This window comes from Roseibium suaedae (assembly GCF_900142725.1).
Lineage (GTDB): Bacteria > Pseudomonadota > Alphaproteobacteria > Rhizobiales > Stappiaceae > Roseibium > Roseibium suaedae.
The window spans coordinates 923,458-946,239 of record NZ_FRBW01000001.1 but is presented as its reverse complement, the minus strand read 5'-3'; the positions used below and the strand labels follow the sequence as shown (position 1 = coordinate 946,239).

The 22,782-nt window shown below is 60.0% G+C and carries 21 protein-coding genes; 14 read left to right on the top strand and 7 right to left on the bottom strand.

Features of this window, described 5'->3' with window-relative positions; genetic code table 11:
* Positions 1-72: 72 nt before the first annotated feature.
* Together BUA94_RS04270 and BUA94_RS04265 are read left to right on the top strand one after the other, a co-directional pair.
* Positions 73-1,410 (top strand): NAD(P)H-dependent oxidoreductase, encoded by a 1,338-nt coding sequence (locus BUA94_RS04270; RefSeq protein WP_073009213.1) that lies wholly within the window; start codon positions 73-75, stop codon positions 1,408-1,410.
* Between the two features lie 103 nt (positions 1,411-1,513).
* Entirely contained in the window at positions 1,514-4,726 is a 3,213-nt protein-coding gene (locus tag BUA94_RS04265; protein ID WP_073009210.1) for a reductive dehalogenase, read from the top strand.
* 11 nt (positions 4,727-4,737) lie between these two features.
* Here BUA94_RS04265 and BUA94_RS04260 read toward each other — a convergent pair whose 3' ends face one another.
* The 4 genes from BUA94_RS04260 to BUA94_RS04245 all read right to left on the bottom strand — a co-directional run bounded on the left by BUA94_RS04260 (position 4,738) and on the right by BUA94_RS04245 (position 8,113).
* Positions 4,738-5,259: an isoprenylcysteine carboxylmethyltransferase family protein gene (locus BUA94_RS04260; protein ID WP_073009205.1), complete on the bottom strand. Its 522-nt coding sequence runs from the start codon at positions 5,257-5,259 to the stop codon at positions 4,738-4,740.
* A gap of 210 nt (positions 5,260-5,469) precedes the next feature.
* Complete coding sequence (locus tag BUA94_RS04255; protein ID WP_073009202.1) at positions 5,470-7,056, bottom strand: peptide chain release factor 3; 1,587 nt, start codon at positions 7,054-7,056, stop codon at positions 5,470-5,472.
* Between the two features lie 187 nt (positions 7,057-7,243).
* Positions 7,244-7,885, bottom strand: a complete 642-nt coding sequence (locus BUA94_RS23245) for a hypothetical protein (protein WP_139251004.1) — start codon at positions 7,883-7,885, stop codon at positions 7,244-7,246.
* Between the two features lie 3 nt (positions 7,886-7,888).
* Positions 7,889-8,113: a DUF2188 domain-containing protein gene (locus BUA94_RS04245; protein ID WP_073010873.1), complete on the bottom strand. Its 225-nt coding sequence runs from the start codon at positions 8,111-8,113 to the stop codon at positions 7,889-7,891.
* A gap of 155 nt (positions 8,114-8,268) precedes the next feature.
* Between BUA94_RS04245 and BUA94_RS04240 the strand changes: the two genes are divergently transcribed.
* The 5 genes from BUA94_RS04240 (at position 8,269) to BUA94_RS04220 (ending at position 11,666) form a co-directional block, all read left to right on the top strand.
* Entirely contained in the window at positions 8,269-8,823 is a 555-nt protein-coding gene (locus BUA94_RS04240) for a DUF2585 domain-containing protein (RefSeq protein WP_073009199.1), read from the top strand.
* A gap of 236 nt (positions 8,824-9,059) precedes the next feature.
* Complete coding sequence (locus BUA94_RS04235; protein WP_073009196.1) at positions 9,060-9,848, top strand: DUF4394 domain-containing protein; 789 nt, start codon at positions 9,060-9,062, stop codon at positions 9,846-9,848.
* Between the two features lie 221 nt (positions 9,849-10,069).
* Entirely contained in the window at positions 10,070-10,642 is a 573-nt protein-coding gene (locus BUA94_RS04230) for a sigma-70 family RNA polymerase sigma factor (RefSeq protein ID WP_073009193.1), read from the top strand.
* Positions 10,639-11,361: an anti-sigma factor gene (locus BUA94_RS04225; protein WP_073009190.1), complete on the top strand. Its 723-nt coding sequence runs from the start codon at positions 10,639-10,641 to the stop codon at positions 11,359-11,361. Before BUA94_RS04230 ends, BUA94_RS04225 begins: the two co-directional genes overlap by 4 nt.
* A 50-nt stretch (positions 11,362-11,411) precedes the next feature.
* Positions 11,412-11,666, top strand: a complete 255-nt coding sequence (locus BUA94_RS04220) for a winged helix-turn-helix transcriptional regulator (protein ID WP_073009187.1) — start codon at positions 11,412-11,414, stop codon at positions 11,664-11,666.
* 41 nt (positions 11,667-11,707) lie between these two features.
* Here the strand turns inward: BUA94_RS04220 and BUA94_RS04215 are convergent, their stop codons facing one another.
* The 3 genes from BUA94_RS04215 to BUA94_RS04205 form a co-directional block, all read right to left on the bottom strand.
* A complete protein-coding gene (locus BUA94_RS04215; protein ID WP_073009185.1) occupies positions 11,708-13,675 on the bottom strand; it encodes a methyl-accepting chemotaxis protein in 1,968 nt (655 codons plus the stop codon).
* Positions 13,676-13,875: 200 nt separating this feature from the next.
* Positions 13,876-15,141 carry an FAD-dependent oxidoreductase gene (locus tag BUA94_RS04210; protein WP_073009181.1) on the bottom strand — a complete coding sequence of 422 codons (1,266 nt, stop codon included), beginning with the start codon at positions 15,139-15,141 and terminating at the stop codon, positions 13,876-13,878.
* Positions 15,134-15,952 carry a shikimate dehydrogenase family protein gene (locus BUA94_RS04205; RefSeq protein WP_073009178.1) on the bottom strand — a complete coding sequence of 273 codons (819 nt, stop codon included), beginning with the start codon at positions 15,950-15,952 and terminating at the stop codon, positions 15,134-15,136. The genes BUA94_RS04210 and BUA94_RS04205 overlap by 8 nt, the downstream gene beginning before the upstream one ends.
* A gap of 110 nt (positions 15,953-16,062) precedes the next feature.
* Between BUA94_RS04205 and BUA94_RS04200 the strand changes: the two genes are divergently transcribed.
* The 7 genes from BUA94_RS04200 (at position 16,063) to BUA94_RS04170 (ending at position 22,694) form a co-directional block, all read left to right on the top strand.
* Positions 16,063-16,962 (top strand): LysR family transcriptional regulator, encoded by a 900-nt coding sequence (locus tag BUA94_RS04200; protein ID WP_073009176.1) that lies wholly within the window; start codon positions 16,063-16,065, stop codon positions 16,960-16,962.
* A gap of 213 nt (positions 16,963-17,175) precedes the next feature.
* A complete protein-coding gene (locus BUA94_RS04195; protein ID WP_208979961.1) occupies positions 17,176-18,108 on the top strand; it encodes a LysR family transcriptional regulator in 933 nt (310 codons plus the stop codon).
* Between the two features lie 143 nt (positions 18,109-18,251).
* Positions 18,252-19,274 carry an ABC transporter substrate-binding protein gene (locus BUA94_RS04190; protein WP_073009171.1) on the top strand — a complete coding sequence of 341 codons (1,023 nt, stop codon included), beginning with the start codon at positions 18,252-18,254 and terminating at the stop codon, positions 19,272-19,274.
* Positions 19,275-19,325: 51 nt separating this feature from the next.
* Positions 19,326-20,093: an ABC transporter ATP-binding protein gene (locus BUA94_RS04185; RefSeq protein ID WP_073009169.1), complete on the top strand. Its 768-nt coding sequence runs from the start codon at positions 19,326-19,328 to the stop codon at positions 20,091-20,093.
* A complete protein-coding gene (locus BUA94_RS04180; protein ID WP_073009167.1) occupies positions 20,086-20,916 on the top strand; it encodes an ABC transporter permease in 831 nt (276 codons plus the stop codon). Before BUA94_RS04185 ends, BUA94_RS04180 begins: the two co-directional genes overlap by 8 nt.
* A gap of 30 nt (positions 20,917-20,946) precedes the next feature.
* Positions 20,947-21,978 carry a zinc-dependent alcohol dehydrogenase gene (locus tag BUA94_RS04175; RefSeq protein ID WP_073009165.1) on the top strand — a complete coding sequence of 344 codons (1,032 nt, stop codon included), beginning with the start codon at positions 20,947-20,949 and terminating at the stop codon, positions 21,976-21,978.
* Positions 21,975-22,694 (top strand): DUF4286 family protein, encoded by a 720-nt coding sequence (locus BUA94_RS04170; protein ID WP_073009164.1) that lies wholly within the window; start codon positions 21,975-21,977, stop codon positions 22,692-22,694. The genes BUA94_RS04175 and BUA94_RS04170 overlap by 4 nt, the downstream gene beginning before the upstream one ends.
* The last annotated feature ends 88 nt before the right edge of the window (positions 22,695-22,782 follow it).

Sequence of the window (22,782 nt, the reverse complement as noted above, 5' to 3'; positions counted from 1 at the left end):
CCCTCGTCAGCGAGCAAATCCTGTGCAAGTGTTCGCCCCGGAGAAAACGGGAGACACCTGGGGGAGCTTGCAATGAACCTGTCGAGAATGCTGGGAAGACGTGCTGAAGAAGGACGCCCGATCCGTGTCGGGATCATTGGCGGCGGCAAATTCGGTTCGATGTACCTGACCCAGGCCCGGCTCACCAAGGGCATCCACATTCTCGGGATTGCAGACCTCAACCCTCCCCGTCTGAAACAGACCCTTGCCCGGGCGGGCTGGCCGGACAGCCAGTCCTCGGCCACGTCCTTCACCGATGCCTACACAAGCGGAAAGACCTTCATCACCGACAGTGCCGACGCCCTGATCACGGCGGGCGGCCTAGATGTGCTGATCGATGCCACCGGCGACCCGGCGGCCGGTATCCGCCACTGCCTGAAGGCCATCGATTATGGCCGGCATGTCGTGATGGTGAATGTGGAGGCAGATGCGCTGGCGGGCCCACTTCTGGCCAAGCGGGCCGAAGCGCAAGGCCTCGTCTATTCGCTGGCCTGGGGCGACCAGCCAGCATTGATCGCAGAACACGTGGACTGGGCGCGCACCTGCGGCTTCAAGGTGGTCTGTGCAGGCAAGGGCACCCGGTACCTGCCGACCTATCACCAGCTGACCCCGGACACCGTGTGGGACACGCTGCAGACCTATCTGGCGCTCAAGGATCCGAACCAGATCAATCTGAAGATGTTCAATTCGTTCCTGGATGGCACCAAATCCGGCATCGAGATGACCGCCGTCAGCAATGCTACAGGCCTCGTGCCGCAGGAGAACGGACTGTCCTTTCCGCCAGCATCCCGCTTCGAACTGTCTTCGGTCTGCAAGCCGAAAGAATTCGGCGGCACTCTGACAAGCAGCGGCACAACGGAAGTCGTCTCTTCCCTGACGCGGGATGGCAAGGATATTCCCCATCACCTGGCCATGGGGACCTATGTGGTGATCGAGGGCGAGACCGACTATGCCCGCCAGTGTTTCACCGAATACCACATGCTGGAAGACGATAGCGGCCAGTTCGCGGCGCTTTACCGGCCAACCCACATGATCGGCATGGAGCTGGGCCTGTCCGTTGCCTCCGCCGTGCTGAGAGCCGAGCCAACCGGATCGCCCATCGGCTTCCACTCGGATGTGGTGGCGACCACCAAGAAAGCCATGCGCAAGGGCGAGGTGCTGGACGGCGAAGGCGGGTTCACGGTCTGGGGCAAGCAATGCCCCGCCAGCACGTCCCTTGCCCGCGGTTACCTGCCGCTTGGCCTCGCCAGCCATGTCGCCCTGAAGCGGGATGTCGGTGAAGGCGAAATGCTGACCTGGGACGATGTGATCCTTGACACCAGCGACATGGCCTACAGGTTCAGAAGAGAAATGGAGGCAGCATTCAGCTGACTGGGACGGAAGGGTGGACGCCCCTTCCCTCCTTGCCTTGTGAACCGAAAGACAGCGGAAAGGGCGCAGGTATCTGACCGGATATCGGCGCGGAGAGGACCGCATGACCTTGAAGTTTTTTTCCGACAAGAACCGCCCGGTTCATCTGGGGCCTTATCCGCTGGAACGGTTGAAACGCCAGATCGGTGTTCCTCGCCTGAGCAGGATACCGGCAATCGCCCCGCTGAGCTTTCACCGGCCCGAGCAGCCGGAGAGCATCGTCAACGCCATGGGCGAATATCAGGCGATGATGGATGCCCTGCGCGACGGGTTGGTCAATCCGGCAAGGGCGGACATTCCCTCAGACCCGCAGGAGCGGTCCAACCACCTCAAGGCCTTCGGCTATTTCAACGACGCTTCCATGGTGGGGATCGGCCGTATTCCGGACAGCGCTCGTCTGGAGGAAGCACGCCTCAATCCGGATATCGGCCGTCTTGCCCATGCCTTGATGACCCGCCAGACCAAGACCCTGGCCTCTGGCATCGATCTGATCATGGCGGACCTGAAGGACAGCATGAATGCGCCGCCGGGCTCAATCGAAACGCACAGCCATGCAGTCGTCTTTCTCTATGAACATCTGCGTGATCCCGAGGCTCACGAGCCTGGCTGCGACTGGATCATGGATGCTCAGGATCACCGGGCCTGCCTGCGCAGTTCCGAAACGGCGGTGGTGATCGCCAACTACATCCGCCTTCTGGGTTTCTCCGCCAAGGCTCACAGCCTGTCCTCGACCGACGTGGACCTCAATCAGCTGGCCGTTGCCAGCGGTCTTGTCACCGTGGAAGACGACCGGCTGGTTGCCCCCTGGCTGGGAGAACGCTTTGGCCTGGCCGTCGTCACGACCGACATGGATCTTGCCCATGATGCCCCGCTTGCTCCGATGGAGTTTCAGCCCTGGCGGCATCTACGCGGGTTCGACTGGTGGCTTGGCCGGCACTCGTCCAAGAATGCGCTCAACCGTGATCCCTTTCGCAACCGCCGCTACGTGGATGGCGCCTATCCCTTCGAGCGGCTGAAACGCGTCGACGAACCGACCACCTTTATCGACGAGATGAATGTCGCCCGGGTGCCCAAGCGCGCAGACATGTTCGCCCGCGCCCAGTTCGGAGACATGGGCAAATCCGTGCAGGACGGGGCAAAAGGTGGACATTATGCCAGAAAATCCGCGCCGAGCTTCGCCCAGCGCCGGGCACTTGGCGCCTTTGTCCTACTGCAGGATGGCGAAAGCACCGAGGGCCCGCGCCCGGCGGATGGCGAACGCAATGCCGCGAACCTGAAAGCGGCAAGCTATTTCCTCGGCGCGGATGCCGTCGGCCTGTCCCGCTGCCCGGAATGGGCCTGGTACAGCCACGATGCCACAGGCGCCCCGATCGATCCGCCCCATGATCAGGCCGTATCGATGATCATCGACCAGGGGTTCGAGACCATGGAAGGGGCCAGCGGAGATGACTGGATTTCCGTTGCTCAGTCCATGCGCGCCTATTTGCGGTTTTCGCTGATCGGCGGGGTTCTGGCCCAGCAGATCCGGAACCTTGGCTACAAGGCCAAGGCCCATACTGTGATGGACGGCGAAGTGCTTCAGCCTCCACTGCTGCTGCTCTCGGGTCTTGGCGAAGTGAGCCGCATCGGCGAAGTGATCCTGAACCCCTATCTCGGTCCCCGGCTCAAGTCCGGCGCGGTCACGACCGACATGCCGATGGCCCATGACAAGCCCATCGACTTCGGCCTTCAGGCCTTCTGCGAGGCCTGCAACAAATGCGCCCGCGAATGCCCATCCGGGGCCATCACCGCCGGGCCGAAGCTGATGTTCAACGGCTACGAGATCTGGAAATCCGACAGCCAGAAATGCGCCACCTATCGCATCACCACACAAGGAGGTGCGATGTGCGGACGCTGCATGAAGACGTGTCCGTGGAACCTGGAAGGCCTTTTTGCCGAAGCCCCCGTGCGCTGGGCGGCTTCCCACATTCCGGCAGCCGCTCCCCTGCTCGCGAAACTGGATGATGCCGCCGGACGTGGCGGGCTGAACCCCGTCAAGAAATGGTGGTGGGATATCGAGCTACAGACCGATGGCGCCTATCGTGCCGCCAATCAGCCGGTAAACCGCCGGGACCTGCAAAAGGATCTGGACCTCAAATACGAGGACCAGACGCTGGCGGTCTATCCCGCGCCGCTGGCACCCCCACCCTGGCCCTACCCCTTCCCCATGGACCGGGAGGCGGGAATTGCCGCCTATCAGGCGATGATCCCGGCCGCCGAATACCGCAAGCGGCTGGCAGCAGGCGATAGCACCATCTTCCACCGCTATCAGATTCCGGGAGATGCACCGGTCATCCAGGTCCAGGTGGTCAAGGCGGAAGCCATGACGGCGGATGTCACCAAATACGAACTGGCCACCGTCGACGGCTCTCCGCTGCCCGAATGGACGGCCGGTGCCCATATCGACGTGCTGGTCGCACCCGAATTCCTTCGTCAGTATTCCATGTCCGGTGATCCGGCCGACCTCGGCCGCTATCAGATCGGCGTCTTGCGCGAGGATCTGGGACGGGGCGGCTCCAGGCTCTTGCACCGGATCTTTTCGGAAGGCCGCAAGATCTTCATCTCCAAGCCGGTCAATCACTTCCTCCTGGAAGAAAACGCGGCGAAGACCTTCCTCATGGGAGGCGGCATCGGCATCACGCCCATGATCGCCTTCGCCCACCGGCTCAATGCGCTCGGCCGGGAGTTTGAGCTGCACTATTCGGCCGCCAGCCGGTCATCCGCCGGATATCTGCCGGACCTGGAAACAGTGCCCTGGAAGGACCGGGTCCATCTGCATTTCTCTAGTGAAGGCAGCCGTGCGGACCTGAATAAAATCCTCTCCGGCTATCAGGATGGATATCACGTCTACACCTGCGGGCCCGATCGCTACATGCAGGGTGTGATGGAAGCAGCAGTGCAACAGGGCTATCCGGAGGACGCACGGCACCTGGAGTATTTCGCGGTTCCCGAACAGCCGGACTGGGTCAATCATCCCTTTGAGCTGAAACTTGCCCGTTCCGGCCGAACCCTGTCCGTGCCAGCCGAAAAGACCGCCTCAGAAGTTCTGATCGAGAACGGCTATCCGGTGGACGTGAAATGCTCGGACGGTATCTGCGGTGTGTGCAAATGCGGCCTGATCTCCGGTGAGGTGGAACACCGGGACTTCGTGCTTTCCAACGCCCAGCGCCGGACCTCCGTCATTCTCTGCCAGAGCCGGGCGAAGGACGATGGCGGGGTGATGGAGATCGACCTCTAGGACGCGCGCCCTCAGTAGCTGGAGAAAGCCTCGCGCAGCACGCGCTCTTCCTGACGGATCCGCAGGAAGAGGATCACGAGATAGACAGGCAGGCCGATGGCCAGCGTCGTGACCGCATGGAGCGCGAGGGCAAAGCCGATCAGCTCCGGAATGATGTTGAGATAGTAGTTCGGGTGCCTGAGCGTCCGGAACAGCCGGTTGGTGACCAGAACATGGTCCCGGGCCACGATGATCTTCACCGTCCAGAACTGGCCCAGCACCTTCAACACCCACACCAGCGCCACCATGGCTAAAGCGTAAATTGCCAGCCCCAGATAGGTCAGGCCGGTGACGGGAGCCTCCCGCCAGACACCTTCGCCAATGGCGGCCAGATAGAAAACGATATGGGTCGCAGCCAGCAGGGTGGACGTGCCCGCATGATACTCTACCGCCCCATCCGCCTTCATCCGCTTCTCATTGCGGATCGACACGAACAGCGCCGCAAACCGCAGGAAGGCAGCAAGGAAGACAAAGGCAATCAGGAAGGAGGGCATGGGGAGGTCCTTAGCAAATGATCCGGCCATTCCCCCTCACCCTGGCCCTCTCCCCAAGGGGCGAGGGAACGGAGATGGAGAGATTTTCCGGACCGGAAATCATCATTCCAAGCTGCCACAGAAGCCGTGAGACAAACAGATCAGCGGCACGTTCCTGCCTTCTCCCTTGAGGGAGAAGGTGCCCGAAGGGCGGATGAGGGTGTTCTGCCCTCAGGACTCGTAAACGATCTCGCGGGTCTCGCGGAACTTCACCGTCGGGAACTTCTCGGTGACGTAGCCGATTTCCCAGGAGTTCTTGAACAGGAATACCGGCTTGTCGTCGCGGTCGTTGGCGACGGACATGCGGTGGGCTTCGATCAGCTTGTTCAGGGTCGGCTGATCGCACTCGATCCAGCGGGCGGTGGAATAGGGCACGGTCTCGAAGCCGATTTCGGTGCCATATTCATTGCGCAGGCGGTCGATCACCACGTCGAGCTGCAGCATGCCGACGACGCCGACGATCCAGTTGGAGCCAAGGTCCGGCTTGAAGATCTGCACGAGGCCCTCTTCCGCCAGATCCTGAAGCCCCTGACGCATCTGCTTCACCTTCATGGTGTCGCCGAGACGCACGCGGCGCAGGACTTCCGGCGCGAAGGCCGGCAGGCCGGTGACGTGGATTTCTTCACCCTCGGTCAGCGTGTCGCCAACGCGCAGCTGGCCATGGTTCGGCACACCGATGACGTCGCCCGGAAAGGCCTCCTCGGCAATTTCACGTTCTTCGGCGAAGAAGAAGATCGGCGCGGAGACAGCGATGCTCTTGCCCGCACGGACATGCTTCAGCTTCATGCCGCGCTTGAAGGTGCCCGAGCACAGGCGCACGAAGGCAATGCGGTCGCGGTGCTTGGGGTCCATGTTGGCTTGCACCTTGAAGACGAAGCCCGTGACCTTGTCTTCTTCCGGCATGATCAAGCGCCCGCCGGTAGCTGGCTGGGAATGGGGAGCCGGGGCATATTCCGCGATGAAATCGAGCAGATCATCAATGCCGTAGTCGCGCAGGGCCGATCCGAAGAACACCGGCGTCAAGTGGCCTTCCAGGAAGCTCTCCTTGTCAAAGGCCGCATAGCCGCCCTCGCCCAGCTCCACGTTCTCGGTCAGCTGGTCCATGATCCGGTCGAAGACGAACCCGGTCAGGACCTCATCCTCCAGGCCGGAGACTTCCAGAGTGCGGGCATAGGCGCCGCCCCGGTCACCGGAAGACGTGTGGAACTTCTGCTTCTGCCAGTCATAGACACCGAAGAAATCCGAGCCCATGCCCACCGGCCAGGTCATCGGCGCCACGTCCAGCGCCAGAGCCTCCTGCACCTCGTCCAGGATCTCCAGGGCATCACGGCCCTCGCGGTCGATCTTGTTGACGAAGGTGATGATCGGAATATCGCGCAGACGGCAAACCTCGAACAGCTTGCGGGTCTGGGTTTCGATACCCTTGGCCGCATCGATCACCATGATGGCCGCGTCCACGGCGGTCAGCGTCCGGTAGGTGTCTTCGGAGAAGTCCTCGTGGCCCGGCGTATCCAGAAGATTGTAGATGATGCCGCCACGCTCGAACGTCATCACCGAGGACGAGACCGAAATGCCGCGTTCCTGCTCGATCTTCATCCAGTCAGACCGGGCGCGGCGGCGTTCGCCGCGGGCTCGCACCTGACCAGCCGCCCGGATTGCCCCGCCCGAAAGCAGCAGCTTTTCCGTCAAGGTGGTCTTGCCGGCGTCAGGGTGCGAAATGATCGCGAAGGTGCGGCGGTTCTTGTAGGTGGCGGTCATGGCCTGTCCTTGCAGTCGCGGCACCCTTTCAGAACGGCGCTCAAACGGGCAAAGCCCGGCGCGCATCACACTCTGAACAGCGGTGCCGATTGATGTTTCGTTGGCGCAGGTTTCTAGAGGGTAAGAGCATCAATTGCTAGTGCTATGAACTCACTCACAATAATTCGCCGTCGCGATCTAGATTGAATCACGGATTAAATTGCACTGGCTTTCCAGAGGCAACCCAAACCTCCATTTCATCAAGAATTTCACGAGTTGGAAGGGTTTTCACTTGCTGCTCAGAGTGACCTTCATGGATTTTCTTTTCCATCATCCATCCTTGAAAGGTCACATACTCAGACTCAAGCTTTGCTGAACCCGGAGCCTCTATTTGTGCCTCAACTTTTAGAAAGTCACGAATATGTCGGATTACTTCTGAAAAATCGTCCTTATGCGAGACAACATCTTGACCCGAGATATCAGAAAGCGCGCGTTTCAAATCATAGGCATCTCTTTCAAAAATAAGATACTTCTTATCTCGAAATGCGGGATCGTTTCCTCGACGGAATCCAACATCAATGCCCAATTCAAAAGGCATATTCATTCTTGAATAATCGCCAATACGCTCAGAACGACAGATTGAAAGGTCATGAATAGAGAATCTGCATGACTTAATTAGTTCAACGATTTTATCGAGACGATTTTGACCTGCTTCCAGGCTCTCATTTGCCAACCTAGGTTTAAATCCCAGATATGTGACGCAGAAGAGCGCAGCTTCCAGAAGAGGTGCGTAAGCCTTATCAAATGGGCAATTTATAAAAACTGATTTATCGAAATCGATGTCTGGCAAATTTTAGCCTTTCGGAGGGAATGGGTCTTTCCCATAAGAATTCCGCTCACGAATCTTGCCATCCTTACCGTGAATGTACATTTCAGTACCGGATTTCTTTGCCTTTGATCTAGCAACCTGGACTGCTTCGCCCTGAGTATCAAAAGTTCTACTCGCACGGGATGCTCCAGAGCTGATTATGCTCCAGCGCCCAGAGCTCGGAACAACATGCAAAGACTTTTTAGTCATAGTGGTTACCTGTCGGCTCCCATCTGCCTCAATTAACTTCCTATGCCACAATATATTTTTTATGCAGGCTTTGTGCAAGAAATTGCCAGAGAAGATTGCAGGGGCCATACAAGCCTGCCCTGTTCGTAATTCATCAGCCCGAAGGAACCGGACGTTTGACGAAATCCAAAATATGGATCACGGGCATTGCCATGATCCTGGCCACAGCGGGGATCCTTCTTGCGATGGGACGGATCCCGATCTGTGAATGCGGCTATGTGAAATTGTGGACGCCTGCCGATGATGTGTCCGGCAGTTCCCAGCACATCGCCGACTGGTATACCCTGTCCCACATCATTCACGGCTTCCTGTTCTTCGCCCTGTTCCGCTATCTGCTCCCCCGCCGCAGCACCGGTGAATGGGCACTCGGCGCCATCTTCATCGAGGCTGCCTGGGAGCTGGTGGAAAACAGCCCCTGGATCATCGACCGGTACCGGGAAGCGACGATTGCCGCAGGTTATACCGGCGACAGCGTCCTGAACTCGGTCTTCGATATTCTCTGGATGCTGGCGGGCTTCTGGTTTGCCGCAAGGATGCCTGTCTGGGTGACGGTTCTGACTGCCATCGCCTTCGAGCTTCTGGCGCTCTATGTGATCCGCGACAACCTGACCCTCAACGTGATCATGCTGGTCTATCCGGTGGACGCCATCAAAGTCTGGCAAGGCGGCTGAGCAAGCCCGATCCTCATCTGCCTGTTCGTGAGACAATCGCGGCCGGAGCTGTTCACGCAGCTCCGGCCATTTTTTTGTTTCGATCTAATCGTCTGTTTCTGAATGTCTTTTTCCGCCAACCGAGAAAAAAGCAAAAAAATCTGCAGCTAGCTGCATCCAAACGCCTGTCCTGCGTGTCTCCCGTTTGGAAGGGCGGCCCCTGCCGCTCTGCTCCATCCAGACAGGGAGTAACTGGAATGACCCTTTTGAAGACCACTCTTGCCACCACCTGCGCACTTGTTCTCACCACCGGCCTTGCCTCCGCTACGACCGCTGTCGGCCTCACCGGCGACAAGACCCTGGTGATGATCGACAGCGCGACCGGAAAGGTTGGCAAGTCCATGAACGTGAACGGCGTCGACAGCCTTCTTGGCATTGATCTGCGTCCGGCGACCGGGCAGCTGATCGGCGTCAGCGCCGCGCATGAGGTCGTCGAGATCGATCCGGCCACGGGGGCTGCAAAGGTCATTTCCAAGATGGACAAGATGCTGCCGCTCAAGGATGGACAGCCGGTCATCGTCGATTTCAATCCGATGGCCGACAAGCTGCGCTTCATGACCGGCACCACCAATCACCGCGTCGATGTGGACAGCGGCAAGGTGACCGTGGACGGCAGCCTGGCCTTTGAAGCCAAGGACATGCATGCGGGCGAAGCGCCGAACATTGTTGCCGCGGCTTACATCAATTCCTTCGGCAAGCCGGAAAAGACCGCTATGTACGACATCGACGCCACCATCAACGCCGTGATCCGACAGGTCTCGCCGAATGACGGCACGCTGGCTGCCGTCGGCAAGCTCGGTATCGACAAGCCGGAGAGCTATGCCTTCGACATTGCCACGACGGCCACCGGGGAAAACACGGCCTGGCTGGCCGGTGGCAAGCAGCTGCACACAGTCTCTCTGGAGAACGGCAAGGTCACGGGAAGCTGGACGCTGGAAGGCCTGGATGCGCCCTTGCGCGACATCACCTTCATGACCGCCAACTGACGCTGGATCTGTCTGCAGCCCGGCAAATGATCCGGGCTGCAGACATCCTACCGGACCAGACCATGACCAACGCAGCAGTGCACCGAGCCAAAGTGCAGGAGGCCGCCGGAGCGAAAAGTTTCCCTGCGGCAGGCTGTGGTTGTTCAGGAAAGATTTGCTCTGTAGATTGTCCTGACCCGGGCACTGGAGCCTTCGGGCGCCACGGCAACAGATCGGTGACAATGGACAAGGATGCGACTGCAGGCAATCTCTCCATCCTGATCGAGGCTTGCGCGCGCTCGGACACTTCCGCCCTGCGCCTGATCATGGATGCGGAAGGCCCAAGGATGCTTGGCGTTGCCCGCCGCATTCTCAACCGGGGCGATCTTGCTGAAGATGCGGTTCAGGACACATTCGTCCAGATCTGGCGCAAGGCTGCCCAGTTCGGCACGGCGCACGGTACGATCGGGGACACTCCCGAGGCCTCTGCCCGCTCCTGGATCTACGCCATCTTGCGCAACCGCTGCCTGACGCTTCTGCGCAGCGCCGCGCGCGAGGTCGCCACGGAAGATGACCGGCTGGAAAAACAACTTGATGCGGACACGATTGACCAGGCCTGGACAAGCCTTGGCCATGAAAGCGACCTGCGCCACTGTCTTGGGGCGCTCCAGGAAGAAAAGCGGACTGCCGTACTGATGGCCTATGTTCTCGGATACAGCCATGGAGAAATCGCCGGGCGTCTCAACGCCCCGCTCGGATCGGCGAAAGCATGGCTGCGGCGCGGACTGGCCGCCCTTCGGGAGTGCATGTCATGACCAGCCCCCTCCCGAACCTTGCAGAATTCGCAGATGAACTCGTCATCGGCCTGCTGGATCCGGCGGATCAGGCCCGTGCAGAGCGGCTGGAACGGGAGGATCAGACGTTCGCCCAGCTCGTCAACGCTGCCCGCAAACGGTTTTCCGCGCTCGACCAGACCGCTCCGCAGCAAGACCTGCCCTCGGGCATGTGGCAGCGCGTTCTTGACGCCATCGAGCAGGAGGCTCCTGAAGCACAGGCCGCCGCCAGCGAACCTGTCGATCTGGACAAGGCCCGCCAGCGCAGATCCTCCTCCGCGCTTTTCTGGACTACGGCAACCAGCCTGGCGGCCAGCCTTTTCCTGGCGGTCGCACTCGGCTGGAACCTGATGTCGACGGTCGAACCGAAGGTGGTTGCGATCCTGCTCAGTGACGCCGGCCAGCCTGTGGCCATGATCGAGGGCGCTGCGGACAACACCACCCTTGTCACCATGCTTGGGGAAACCACCGTGCCGGGCGACCGGGTCATGCAACTCTGGACCAAACCGGACCCTGCAGGTCCCCCTGTCTCTCTCGGTGTCTTTGACAAGCCGCGAAAGACCGTCTTGAGCGTCAGCGGGCTTCCAAGCCCCTCAACCGACCAGCTCTACGAAATCACTTTCGAGCAGCCGGGAGGCTCGCCAACTGGTCTGCCCACCGGCACGATCCTCGGCAAGGGCTTCAGCTCCCAGCCACACTGAGCTCCCGCCGGTGGCGGAGACCGCATCGCGCTGCGTCAGAGGCTCTGCAGATGTTTGATGTGCTTTTGGATCGCGACCGGCCCAAGCGGTCCGCCGTGTCCCAGATCAGCCGCAAGGTGCTGACGGAGGAACTACGCAGCCTGGAAGGCAATGGGCTGGTGCTGCGGGCTGAGCTTGGAGATGAGCGCAAGCGCGTGCGCTATGCCTTGACGCCGAAGGGCAAGGGACTGGCGGAAATTCTCGGCCAGATGTTCACCTGGGCGATGGAACACCGCCCCGAAATCCGCCTTTCGCAGAGCGCCTGAGGAGCGAGGGACAACGGGCTGCCGCTATCCCTTGCAAAGGATCAACCGGCCATCGCCATGGATTGCTGGAGGAATTCGAGACCCAGATTGTCTCCGTAGCGCCGCACGATGCGGCACCGCCGCCTGCCGAGTTCTTCGCCCATGTCCAGGTCGAAACTGTCCGGCAGTTTTTCCTTATCGGAGACCACGACCCGTGCCCCGGCTTCAGAAATATCGCGCAGGGCGCATTTGATTATCCGGCCGCCACTAAGCACGATCTCCGCGTCCTCAAAGACACGTTTGCGAGGATGACGGCGGCGGTCTTCCATGCCGATCACCCAGTTGTCGAGACTGTCGCAGACAGAGGCGACATTGCCTGCAGCCCGCTCAAGCTGACCATTGATCTCGTCGGTGGCCTGGCACTGGGCCTCGGCCGCATCCGTCGTGCTGCGCACAAGCCCATGCACCTCGGAAATGGATAGGCTGATCGACTTCAGCGCATCGTCCACAATACCTGCAACAGACTGCATCTCCGCGATTTCGGAGAAGATGCGGGTTGTCGCCTGAGAGGTCTGGTTCGCGAGCGTCTTGACTTCATTGGCGACAACCGCAAAGCCGCGGCCGGCCTCACCGGCGCGGGCAGCCTCGATCGTCGCGTTCAGCGACAAAAGGTTGATCTGATCCGCGACCTTGGAAATCAGCTGCACCACATCGTCCATGGACCCTGCAGCAAAACGCAGGCGCTCCGTCGACTGGCCAGCCTTTTCCGAGAGGGACTGCATGTCGTCCACAGCGGTCCGGGCACTCTCCATTCCACTGGCGATCTCGTGGGCCGATCCACTGACAGACTGCGCTACCCCTGCGGACTGCTCGACAGTGCTCAGAGTTTCCTCAGCTGCTTGAATGGCTGTCTGGCGCGCATTCATGTTCTCGGTGATATCCGTGGCAAACTTGGTCACCTTGATCAGCTCGCCAGAGGCTCCGAAGATCGGATTGTAAGTTGCCTGAAGCCAAAGCGGCTGACCGGACTTCTTGACGCGCTGATAGATGGCGGATGTGTGCTTGCCGTTGCCCAGCTCCTGCCAGAAGGCCGCATATTCCGGACTTCCCGCGTAGGATTTCTCGACGAACATCCGGTGATGCTTGCCGATAACCTCGTCTCGCGTATAGCCGGTCGCAGAAAGGAAATTGTCATTGGCATCCAGGATGATGCCATCCTTGGTGAAAGAGATCATTGCCTGGCTGCGGCTGATGGCCTGGATCTGACCCTCATATTCCGCGTTGCGCAGCTTATCTTCGGTAATGTCCGTTGCGAACTTGACGACCTTGAAAGGTTTGCCGGACATATCGAGGATCGGGTTGTAGCTGGCCATGATCCAGACACGGCGCCCGTTCTTGCCGATCCGCTCGAACTCGCCCGACTGGAACTTGCCCGCCGCCAGGTTCTTCCAGAACTGCCTGTATTCAGCGCTGCCCTTCAGCCCCTCTTTAACGAACATGCTGTGGTGCTGTCCGACCACTTCCGCGCTGGTGTAGCCCATGGCATCAAGGAAATTCTGGTTGGCTTCGAGGATCCGGCCTTCGAGATCGAATTGGATCACAGCCTGGGATCTATCGATGGCCTCAAGCTGGCCTCGAACTTCGGCATTGCGAAGCTTGTTCTCGGTCACGTCAGTGGCGATCTTGACGATTTTCAGGACCTTGCCCGACCGGCTCACGACAGGATTATAGGACGCCTGGATCCAGACTTCATGGCCATCCTTGGCGATGCGCTTGAACTGGGAAGAGACGAACTTGCCAGCGGCCAGTTCCGCCCAAAAGGCTTTGTATTCCGAAGAAGACGCATAGGCGGGATCGACAAACATCCGGTGATGCTTGCCGCGCACCTCTTCCAGGGAGTATCCGACGGCTTTTAGAAAATTCTCATTGGCGTCAATGATCGTTCCGTCCGGCTTGAACTGAATGATCGCCTGCGACCGGCTGAATGCATCAAAAATGCCGCGCCAGCCACCTTGATTGAAATAGGTCATTTCCGCCAATAGCCCGCAAAAAGTGAAAGCATCTATTTTTTATGGCAGCAACGGATTTAGAAACGCTTAATGCGAAATTTTACGAATGAGATCTAAATATATCCAAAAATATATCTTTCAAATACTTAAATAACTCACAAAGTAACGCAATTGAATGCACCCAAAATACGAAAATTCCCCTGTCAAAAATGACGATTAAATCAGCAAAGCGCGCGCTGCAACCTCAGGTGCTGCCGGACACCATCTGTGGACATGTCTCCCCCGTCAGCCTGCAGCGCGGCCGTGATTCCTGCTGCATGACCGGTCGCAAAGGCCGTGCCCATCACCCGAAGTGAGCCGTATGCAACGCTATCAGCCCCAGCGACGCGGCCTGCCAGGAGCAGATTGCTCATGCCAAGGGCGCGAATTGCTCCGGGAGGAATGTCCGCATAGCCGTCGCCGCCGATTTCGGCAAAGCGAACCCGGCCAGGCGCCTCATGAACTTCCATCGGCCAGGCAGCACGTCCAATACCGTCAGGGCGTTTCTGTCCAGCCGATAGTATAGCCTCGGTGACATCTTCACTTGACTTGGGACGACGTGTTTCCCGGATACCAATCTGCGGCCCAGTGGAAACAAGATAGGCTTGTTCGAACCCGGGCAACTGCTTCAGCAGGGACAGGTTCCGCCAAGCCTGACGGCGTGCCTCCTGTTCGACCCTGCTGAGATCGGCGCCTTCAAGGCCACCCGTCTCGAGATCGACAGTCATCCACCATACATCCCCGGACACAGGCAGACGGGAAATAACGCCGCCATCCGGTCTGGAGACCGGGGTAATAGCGGTCTCGTTATAGACCTTGATGATCTCTGCCATGCGCTTGTGATCGAGAGCGGCCCCAGGAGCGACACCGCCGATCCGGACCGGCAGGGAAGCAGGCTGCACCTTGTCCCCGGCCAGACTGCTCACCCGCATCGGCACACCTGCCAGATGAGACAGGGTTGCCTCGCCGCTTGCATCAACGAAGCTCTCAGCCTCCAGAACCACCTCACCGGCATGATCGGCTAGCGTCACAGCTTTTACGCGTCCATCGCAGACCTCAGCGGCGACCAAACGGCTATGGAGAAGGACCTCCACACCGGCGGCGCCGCACAGGCGGTCAAAGGCAAACTTGACCGCCTCCGGATCGAGCATGACGATCCAGTTGCCGCTCTTGGAAACGATGGGATTTGAAGGCTGGCCAAGCGTTTCCAGTTCATCCAGCAACTCCTTGCCGATGCCTCCGACCGCCAGAACCGGCTCCGTGCCCCGCTGAAAGAAACCGCAATAAGCCAGCACCAGGGAATTGGAGGCGGCTCCACCGAGAAAGCCGTAACACTCGACAAGGATCACGCGGCCACCGAGGCGCGCGGCGGCCACAGCTGCGCTCATGCCCGCAGCACCGCCGCCAACCACCACCACATCGGCTTTTTCCTTGCGGAGATTACGCATTGGAGTTCTCCGCGCTGAAAATGCCCATGGCCTGGCCGAGCTGGATCATCTGGGCAGCCGCCATTTCCGCGCCGGTCTGGATGGCCAGCCCGCGCTTCCGGGCAGCTTCAAGGAAAGGCGTGATTTCGGGAGAGGTGACCACATCTGCGGCCAAAGAACCGGCGGGCATCTGATCGAGAAGGTTTTCTGAGACCGGAAGCGCATCACCGGGGCTCATGCCCATGGGGGAACAATTGACGACAAGGTCAAAGGCCCCCTCGGCCGGTATGCCGGTCTCGACGGTGCAAGAGCCATAGGCCAGGCGCAGTTTCGCCGCCAAAGCCCCGGCCCGGTTGCCGTCCAGATCACGAAGCACGAGGTGTGACAGGCCTTCATCGGCCAGTGCGAGCGAGATGGCACTGCCTGCACCGCCAGCGCCCACCACCAGCGCGGACTTGCCCGCCACTGAGAAATGGCGCTGCTTCAAGGCTTCGACAAAGCCGGTGCCATCGGTCATGTCGCCAGTCAGGCGCCCATCGGGATCACGGCGGACTGCATTGACGGCGCCCAGAAACCGCGCCCGCGGGCTCATCTCGTCCACAAGCTCGGCGACAGCACCCTTGTGAGGGATCGTCACGACAAACCCGTCCAGATTGGTCCATCCCCTTGCCGTTGCGATGAAATCCTTCACCGCCTCTGGCGTCAGCTCCATGGCAATCATCGCCCGGTCATCGTTCTGGGTGTCGAAATGCCGGTTGAAGTTTGCGGGGGATTTCACCTGCGCGATGGGAAAACCGATCATCGCGACCAGCCGTGTCTCGGCGCCGATCATGGGGATGTCCTTCGTTGAATAGCGCAAGGATAGAAACCACCAGGCATTGACGCCAATATGCAAACGGACGAGATGTATAATCAAAATTTATAGACTGGACCGACCCCGCCGTGATCAAGCCGAAACTGAAACAGCGTCATCTGGAAATCTTCCGCACCGTCATGGCCACGAATTCGCTGACAGCGGCGGCCAAGCATCTGGGCGTGTCACAGCCCAATCTGTCGGTGGCGATCAAGCGGCTTGAGGATCAGCTCGGCATCTCGCTGTTTGCCCGCATCTCCGGCCGCATGATCCCGACGGAAGAAGCCCGGCTCATTCTGACGGAGGTCGAGCGGGTTCATCAGCAATCGGAAATGCTGTCCGAAGCGGTCTATGCCATCGCCAAGGGCAAGGGCACCACGTTCCGTTTTGGCGCGACCCCCAGCATCGGCACACGGCTGGTGCCCAAGGCCGTGCGCCAGCTTCAGCTCAAGGAAGCGGCTGCGACCTATTACTGCGACTCGCTCTCCCAGCGCGATGTGCGTGACTATCTGCTCTTCGGCCAGGGGTCGTGTGTGGCGACAATTGCCACGGTCGAAGACCCGCTGATCGAGACCGTCGAAATTGCCCGCTCTCACCTCGTCTGCGTGGTTCCCGAGGGCCACCGGCTTGCCGCACGTTCCTCCGTCTCTCCCAGAGACATCGCCGGTGAACCTCTCATTTCCTTTGCGCCGGCAACCACCCACGGCATTCATATCGACGAGACCTTCCGGCGCTGGAACGTGACACGCGAGACCTCGGTCTTCGTCCACTTCGCGGAGGCTGCCCTCTCCTTCGCGGTCGAAGGCATTGGCGTCACCATTCTCGATGCGTTTTCAGCGATGGATTGCCGGTCCCGCGGGCTTGTCGCCCTGCCGCTGGAAAACAGTGTCGAGATCACCGCCTATCTTCACTTCTACCGGCTGCGGCCGCGCCCCGTTGCAGCCGATGCGCTCTTGAGCGAGCTGCGCAGCATTGCCGCCAGCGTCTGAAGCCCGGACGACTTCTCCCGGGCCACATTCCGCCTTGCGCCATTGTTCCCGGGTCTTCCTTGTCCTATGTGTGGAACCCTGCGGCAATCTTCCGGACGTATAGGCAGGAGGAAGGTCCAGGATCCGACGGTTGGGAGGCCGCGTTTGATCCGGACAATGCCAGTTCCCAGTTCACGCAAGGTTTCCCGAAAGCCCGCCATGGGAATTGACGATTTGGATGATATCCCCCGCACTCCGGCGCAGCCGCTACTCAGCCTGCGTCAGATCGAGGTCTTTCACACGGTCATGGAAACCAGGTCCATTACCGGCGCATCGCGCATGCTGAACGTGTCCCAGCCCGCTTTGAGCCGAACCATCCGGCGTATTGAAGACCAGCTGTCGATCTCCCTGTTCACGCGCTACCGCACGGGCCTGGTTCCGACCTCCGAGGCGCTGGAGATCTATGCCGCCATCGATCCGGTGCTCAAGCAGGTCGCAAGTGTCGGAATGCAGATCGAGCGGATCGCCCGCGGCGAGACGGCTGTCTTCCGGATCGGCTCCACCGCCAGCGTGGCGCGGGCCCTGGTGCCGCAGGCCCTCAAGGCCCTGTCCCAGACCGTTCCGGGGATCGAACTCTTCTTCGACGTCCTGCCGGTCGATCAGGTGGCCGAATATCTGACCACGGGCCGCGGCGAGGCCATTGTGACCATTGCGTCCCTGGATCATCCCTCCATCGCTTCCCAGCGGGTGGGACATGGGGATCTCGTTGCGGTTATTCCGAAATCGCATCCCCTGTCAGGGGCAGATGTGATCCGGGCAGCGGATCTTGCAGGTGCGGATTTCATCGCCTTTGCCCAGGGCGGCGCCCATCAGCGCGTGGTCGACAGCTTCCTCGACCGCTTCAAGGTGGAGGTGAATATCAAGGCCTTTGCCCGCTTCTCGGACACGGCACTGGCCCTGGCAAACGAGGAAATGGGCATCGTTCTGGTGGATCAGATGACGGTTCTGGGTCCTTTGGGCAGCAATCTTGTGGTCAGACAGATTGAAGATGCGCCTCAATTTGATATCCACGTGCTGTGGAACCGGCGGCGCCCTCATTCCGCCAGTCTGCAGAAATTCATTGAAATTCTTGGCCAAAACCTGACCAACCTGCCTTCACTGCGCTGACCTTGCGCAGTATACCGCCCGAACACCTGTCATGCTCTGAAGACATGAGAGGCATAATCATTGTTTGTTGTCATGGATAATCCGTGATGGCTAATAAAGCCCCAGCGACGCCTCAAGGGCGCTGCACACCGGAGGAGGAAATTATGGAATTCAAGATCAACCGCCGTCAGGCGCTGTATGGCATGGGCGCATTGGGCGCTTCCGCCGCATTCGGTCTGCCTGCGTTCGCCGCAACGCGCAACCTTGCGGTTCTGCATCTCGCCAGCCATGCTCCGAGCTTCATCGCCTTCGAACGCGGTTACTTCAAGGAAGCCGGTCTTGAGATCGACCTGAAGTTCTTCGAAGCTGCCCAGCCGATGGCTGTCGCCATTGCCTCCGGCGATGCCGACTTCGGCGTGACCGCCATGAGCGGCGGCCTGATCAGCCTGGCGCAGAAGGATGCGGTCAAGGTCATCGGCGGCGCCCTGCGCGAAGAAAAGGGCCTGCCGGGCGCAGTCGTCCTGGCCTCCAACAAGGCTTATGACGCTGGCCTGACCGATCCGTCCAAGCTGGCCGGCAAGACCTTCGGCATCACCACCGCCGGTTCTTCCTTCCACTTCATGGCGCACAAGATTGCTGAAGCCAACAACGTCAAGCTGTCGGACATCGAGCTGCGTCCGCTGCAGAAGCTCGGCGCCATCGTCGGTGCACTGTCCACCGGCCAGATCGACGCCTGGGCCATCCAGCCGAGCGTTGCCAAGAAGCTGATCCGTGAAGGCGCTGCCAAGCAGATCGGTCTCGTTTCCGACTATGCACCGAACTACCAGGTGACCACGGCCTTCACCTCGACGAAGAATGCCAAGGAAGAGCGCGCTCTGACTGAATCCTTCGTTGCAGCCTATTCCAAGGCCATCGCCGACTACAACGCTGCCTTCGTGGACAAGACCGCCGACAGCGCCGAGATCGACGCTCTCGCTGCCATCGTTCACAAATACGTTGAAACCGGCAGCGCGGCAGACGTTGCCAAGCAGAACCTGATCGATGGCGCCATGCGCATCAACCAGGACCTGGCCCTGTCGCTCGACAGCTGCGTTGAACAGCTCGAGTGGTTCAAGTCCGAAGGCATGGTCAAGGATTCCATCTCCAACGACCAGCTGTTCGACACGTCCTACGTCAAGACGATCTGATCACCCGGTGATCAGCATGCGGAGGCTCATGAGCCTCCGCCAGGAGGTCAAATGGATCTGAAGCTCAACAATATCAGCCATTACTATGGCTCCGTCGAAGTCCTGAAGGACATCTCCCTGGAGATCCCGAAGGGACAGATCGTCTGCCTGATCGGACCGTCCGGCTGCGGAAAGTCCACCTTGCTGCGGTTTCTCGGCGGCCTTGAACGCCCGTCCAAGGGTGAGGTTCTTCAGATCGGCGAACCGCCGGCGGATTCGCTCAATCCCTTGACCTATGTCTTCCAGCATTTCGCGCTGCTGCCGTGGCGCACCGTCGAGGGCAACATCAAGCTTGTCCTTGAGGACCACGGCATCAGCCAGCGCGACATGAATGACATCGTGACGGATGTCCTTGAGCGCACGAAGCTCTCGGACTTCCGCAACGCCTTGCCGAAGCAGCTGTCCGGCGGCATGCGCCAGCGTGTTGCCATCAGCCGGGCACTGGCCGTGAAACCTGCGGTGATGCTGATGGACGAGCCCCTGTCGGCGCTCGACAGCCAGACCCGCGAACTTCTGATGGACGATCTGGTCTCCCTGTGGACCCGCCAACCGTTCACCTCCGTCTATGTCACTCACAATCTCAACGAGGCCGTTCGGCTCGGGCACCGTGTGGTGGTCCTGTCGCGCCGCCCCGGCCAGATCCGCGAGATCGTCGACATCGACATTCCGCTCACAGACCGTCATCTGGGCGACCCGCTGCTGGATGAAAAGCAGGCCCAGCTCTGGGAATTGATGAGAGAAGAGGCCAAGGCCGCAGACGAGGAACTGGTGAATGTCTGATCTTGCAAGCTCCCTCACCAGCCTCCCCCAGACTGAACCCGCAAAGCCGGTCGCCTTCCGGGGCGGCGGCTTTGCTCCCGTGCCGGTGCGCGGCGTCAGCCTGGTTCTGTTTGCAGCGCTGATTGCCATCGCCGAAATCGGCACGCGAACGGGCTTCATCTCCAGCCTGACCCTGCCCCGGCCTTCCGCGGTGCTAGAAACCTTTGTCCAGCTCTGGGAAACAGGGCTTCTGTGGAAGCATCTCTTCCCCTCGCTCGAACGTCTGCTCGTCGGCGCATTCCTCGGCATTTCCGCAGGCATTTCCCTCGGTGTCGTGATCGGCCTCTTCAGCTATGCCCGCGCCGGTCTTGTCCCTCTGGTCGCAGCTCTTTTCCCGATCCCGAAGATCGCGCTCTTGCCACTCTTCGTTATCTGGTTCGGCATCGACGAAATGTCCAAATACATGCTGATCGCATTTGGCACCTTCACGCCGACCGTCGTTGCCACCTATGGCGCCGTCGACAACGTGGACCGCACCCTGATCCGCATGGGCCAGAGCTTCGGCCTCAGCTGGTGGTCAATCGTCCGCAAGATCGTGCTTCCCGGCGCGTTCCCGGCGATCCTCTCCGGTCTGCGGGTTTCGATCTCCATCGCGATCATTCTGCTGGTTGCCGCCGAAATGCTCGGCGCCCAATACGGCATCGGCTCCTACATCCTGGAAGCCGGCTCGCTTTATGACCTGGAGAAGCTCTTCGCAGGCGTGACCATTCTGTCGGTCATGGGTCTGATCGTGAGCTACCTCATCGGCCGTCTCGAAAAACACTTCCTTGGCTGGCGCGGCTGATAGCCCGCCAGTTTTCCGGAGACCATCACCATGCAGGCATTGCAAAAAGTCCGGCCCGCCGCCGGGCTGGAATTCCGCTCGTGCGCAGAACCGGTTCCAGAGGCCGGTGAGGTTCTGGTGAAGGTTCATTCCGCGGCGATTTGCGGCACGGACATTCACATTGCCGAATGGACGCCTGGATATGAATCCATGGAAAAGGCCATGCCCGTCACCCTCGGGCATGAGTTCTCCGGAACGGTCATGACTACCGGCCCCGGTGTGGATCCGGCACTTGTGGGCAAGCAGATAACGGCACGCCCCTCCACCACCTGCGGGCAATGCCGCTTCTGCCTTTCGGGAGACGAGGACAATTGCACGGGACGCAAAGGCGTCGGCATTGGCCGGAACGGTGCCTTTGCCGAATTCGTCTGCGTGCCCGCAAAGAACTGCCATGTCCTGCCGGACAGTCTCGACCTTGCCATTGCAGCCCTGACAGAACCGATGACCGTCTGTGCGGAAGCTGTTGCCACGGCAGAGGTCAGTGCGGGCCAGAAGGTTCTCGTGGTGGGGCCGGGCTTCATCGGACAGGGTATCGCGATCCTCGCCCGGGCCAAGGGAGCAGAGGTCGTGGTCCTTGGCCGCCAGGATGGCCCGCGCCTGTCCGCTCTGCGGGCGGCCGGCTTCGAGCATCTCATTGATACAGCCGACACCCCCATGGGAGAGGCCTTGGCCGAGCATGGCGCCTTCGACGCGGTGATTGAAGCAGCTGGTGTTCCTGCCCTGATCAATCCCTGTCTGCAGGTCCTGAAGAAGCGCGGCATTCTCGCTGTTGTCGGCATTCATCCGCGCCCCGCCGAGGTGGACCTCACCCGTCTGGTGCGCATGCACCAGCAGATCCGTGGCTCCTATCGCGCACCTGCCCGAACCTGGGACGAAATCATCGATTTTCTCGATCAGAACCAGGGACTGATGGGCGGACTGATCTCTCATCACCTGCCGCTCGCAGAGGCCATGGACGGGTTCGCCCTGTCAAAGCAGCGCATCGCCTCCAAGGTCGTGCTGAAGATCGGGGACGACAGATGAAAACCGCCTTCCTTGCCCTTTGGAACGATTATCCGGTCTCCCTCGAGGAGGAATATGAAACCTGGCATACGTTCGAACATGTGCCGGAGCGGCTGACGACACCGGGTATCCTGTCGGCGCGGCGCTACCGCTCCAGCCCGCGAGACGGGCGAAATCACTATTTCACGCTTTATGAACTCGGCAGTTTCCAGGCGATCGACAACCCGGTCTATTTCGATCTGGTGAAGAACCCGACGGACTGGTCCGCCCGCATGCGCGAACACTTCTCCCATGTGCTGCGCATTCCGGCGCAGCCTCTCAAATCCGCCGGCCGGGGCATGGGACGGCATGCCCTGATCCAGGCCTACACGGTCGGCAGGATGCAGGTAGATGCCATCTCAGCCCGGCTTGAACAAAGCCTCGAGGCCCAGCGCATGAGCGGCAGAATTCTGGGCTACACGATTGGAGACGGAGAGCCCAATCAAGCCTATGAGGTCTTTGCACAAGAGCAGCAGTCAGGCGGCGATATCGTCAATCTGGTGGTGCTTGTCGAAGGGTTGACCCAGGACAATCTTGAACAGATCCAGACCTCTCTCGGCCCCATCTGGCAGTCCCTCTCAACGGCTCAGTGCCTTCGCGACGACCTCTTCGAATTCCTCGCAAGCTTCGAGGAAAGAGAAGTGCCAGCAGAACGCACGGCTCTTGCTGCCTCCCCTGCCCTGCGTGCCCGGTTTTGAAGCTAAATGCGACGCAGGGTCAAGGCGGCACACATGAAGCTTCATCCGGGACGTGTTCTCTAGCGCATTCCACCATAAATTCTTCTTC

Coding starts and splice junctions, on each gene's coding strand:
- BUA94_RS04270 (WP_073009213.1), top strand. CDS start 73: ATGAACCTGTCGAGAATGCTGGGAAGACGTGCTGAAGAAGGACGCCCG.
- BUA94_RS04265 (WP_073009210.1), top strand. CDS start 1,514: ATGACCTTGAAGTTTTTTTCCGACAAGAACCGCCCGGTTCATCTGGGG.
- BUA94_RS04260 (WP_073009205.1), bottom strand. CDS start 5,259: ATGCCCTCCTTCCTGATTGCCTTTGTCTTCCTTGCTGCCTTCCTGCGG.
- BUA94_RS04255 (WP_073009202.1), bottom strand. CDS start 7,056: ATGACCGCCACCTACAAGAACCGCCGCACCTTCGCGATCATTTCGCAC.
- BUA94_RS04245 (WP_073010873.1), bottom strand. CDS start 8,113: ATGACTAAAAAGTCTTTGCATGTTGTTCCGAGCTCTGGGCGCTGGAGC.
- BUA94_RS04235 (WP_073009196.1), top strand. CDS start 9,060: ATGACCCTTTTGAAGACCACTCTTGCCACCACCTGCGCACTTGTTCTC.
- BUA94_RS04230 (WP_073009193.1), top strand. CDS start 10,070: ATGGACAAGGATGCGACTGCAGGCAATCTCTCCATCCTGATCGAGGCT.
- BUA94_RS04225 (WP_073009190.1), top strand. CDS start 10,639: ATGACCAGCCCCCTCCCGAACCTTGCAGAATTCGCAGATGAACTCGTC.
- BUA94_RS04220 (WP_073009187.1), top strand. CDS start 11,412: ATGTTTGATGTGCTTTTGGATCGCGACCGGCCCAAGCGGTCCGCCGTG.
- BUA94_RS04215 (WP_073009185.1), bottom strand. CDS start 13,675: ATGACCTATTTCAATCAAGGTGGCTGGCGCGGCATTTTTGATGCATTC.
- BUA94_RS04210 (WP_073009181.1), bottom strand. CDS start 15,141: ATGCGTAATCTCCGCAAGGAAAAAGCCGATGTGGTGGTGGTTGGCGGC.
- BUA94_RS04205 (WP_073009178.1), bottom strand. CDS start 15,952: ATGATCGGCGCCGAGACACGGCTGGTCGCGATGATCGGTTTTCCCATC.
- BUA94_RS04190 (WP_073009171.1), top strand. CDS start 18,252: ATGGAATTCAAGATCAACCGCCGTCAGGCGCTGTATGGCATGGGCGCA.
- BUA94_RS04185 (WP_073009169.1), top strand. CDS start 19,326: ATGGATCTGAAGCTCAACAATATCAGCCATTACTATGGCTCCGTCGAA.
- BUA94_RS04180 (WP_073009167.1), top strand. CDS start 20,086: ATGTCTGATCTTGCAAGCTCCCTCACCAGCCTCCCCCAGACTGAACCC.
- BUA94_RS04175 (WP_073009165.1), top strand. CDS start 20,947: ATGCAGGCATTGCAAAAAGTCCGGCCCGCCGCCGGGCTGGAATTCCGC.
- BUA94_RS04170 (WP_073009164.1), top strand. CDS start 21,975: ATGAAAACCGCCTTCCTTGCCCTTTGGAACGATTATCCGGTCTCCCTC.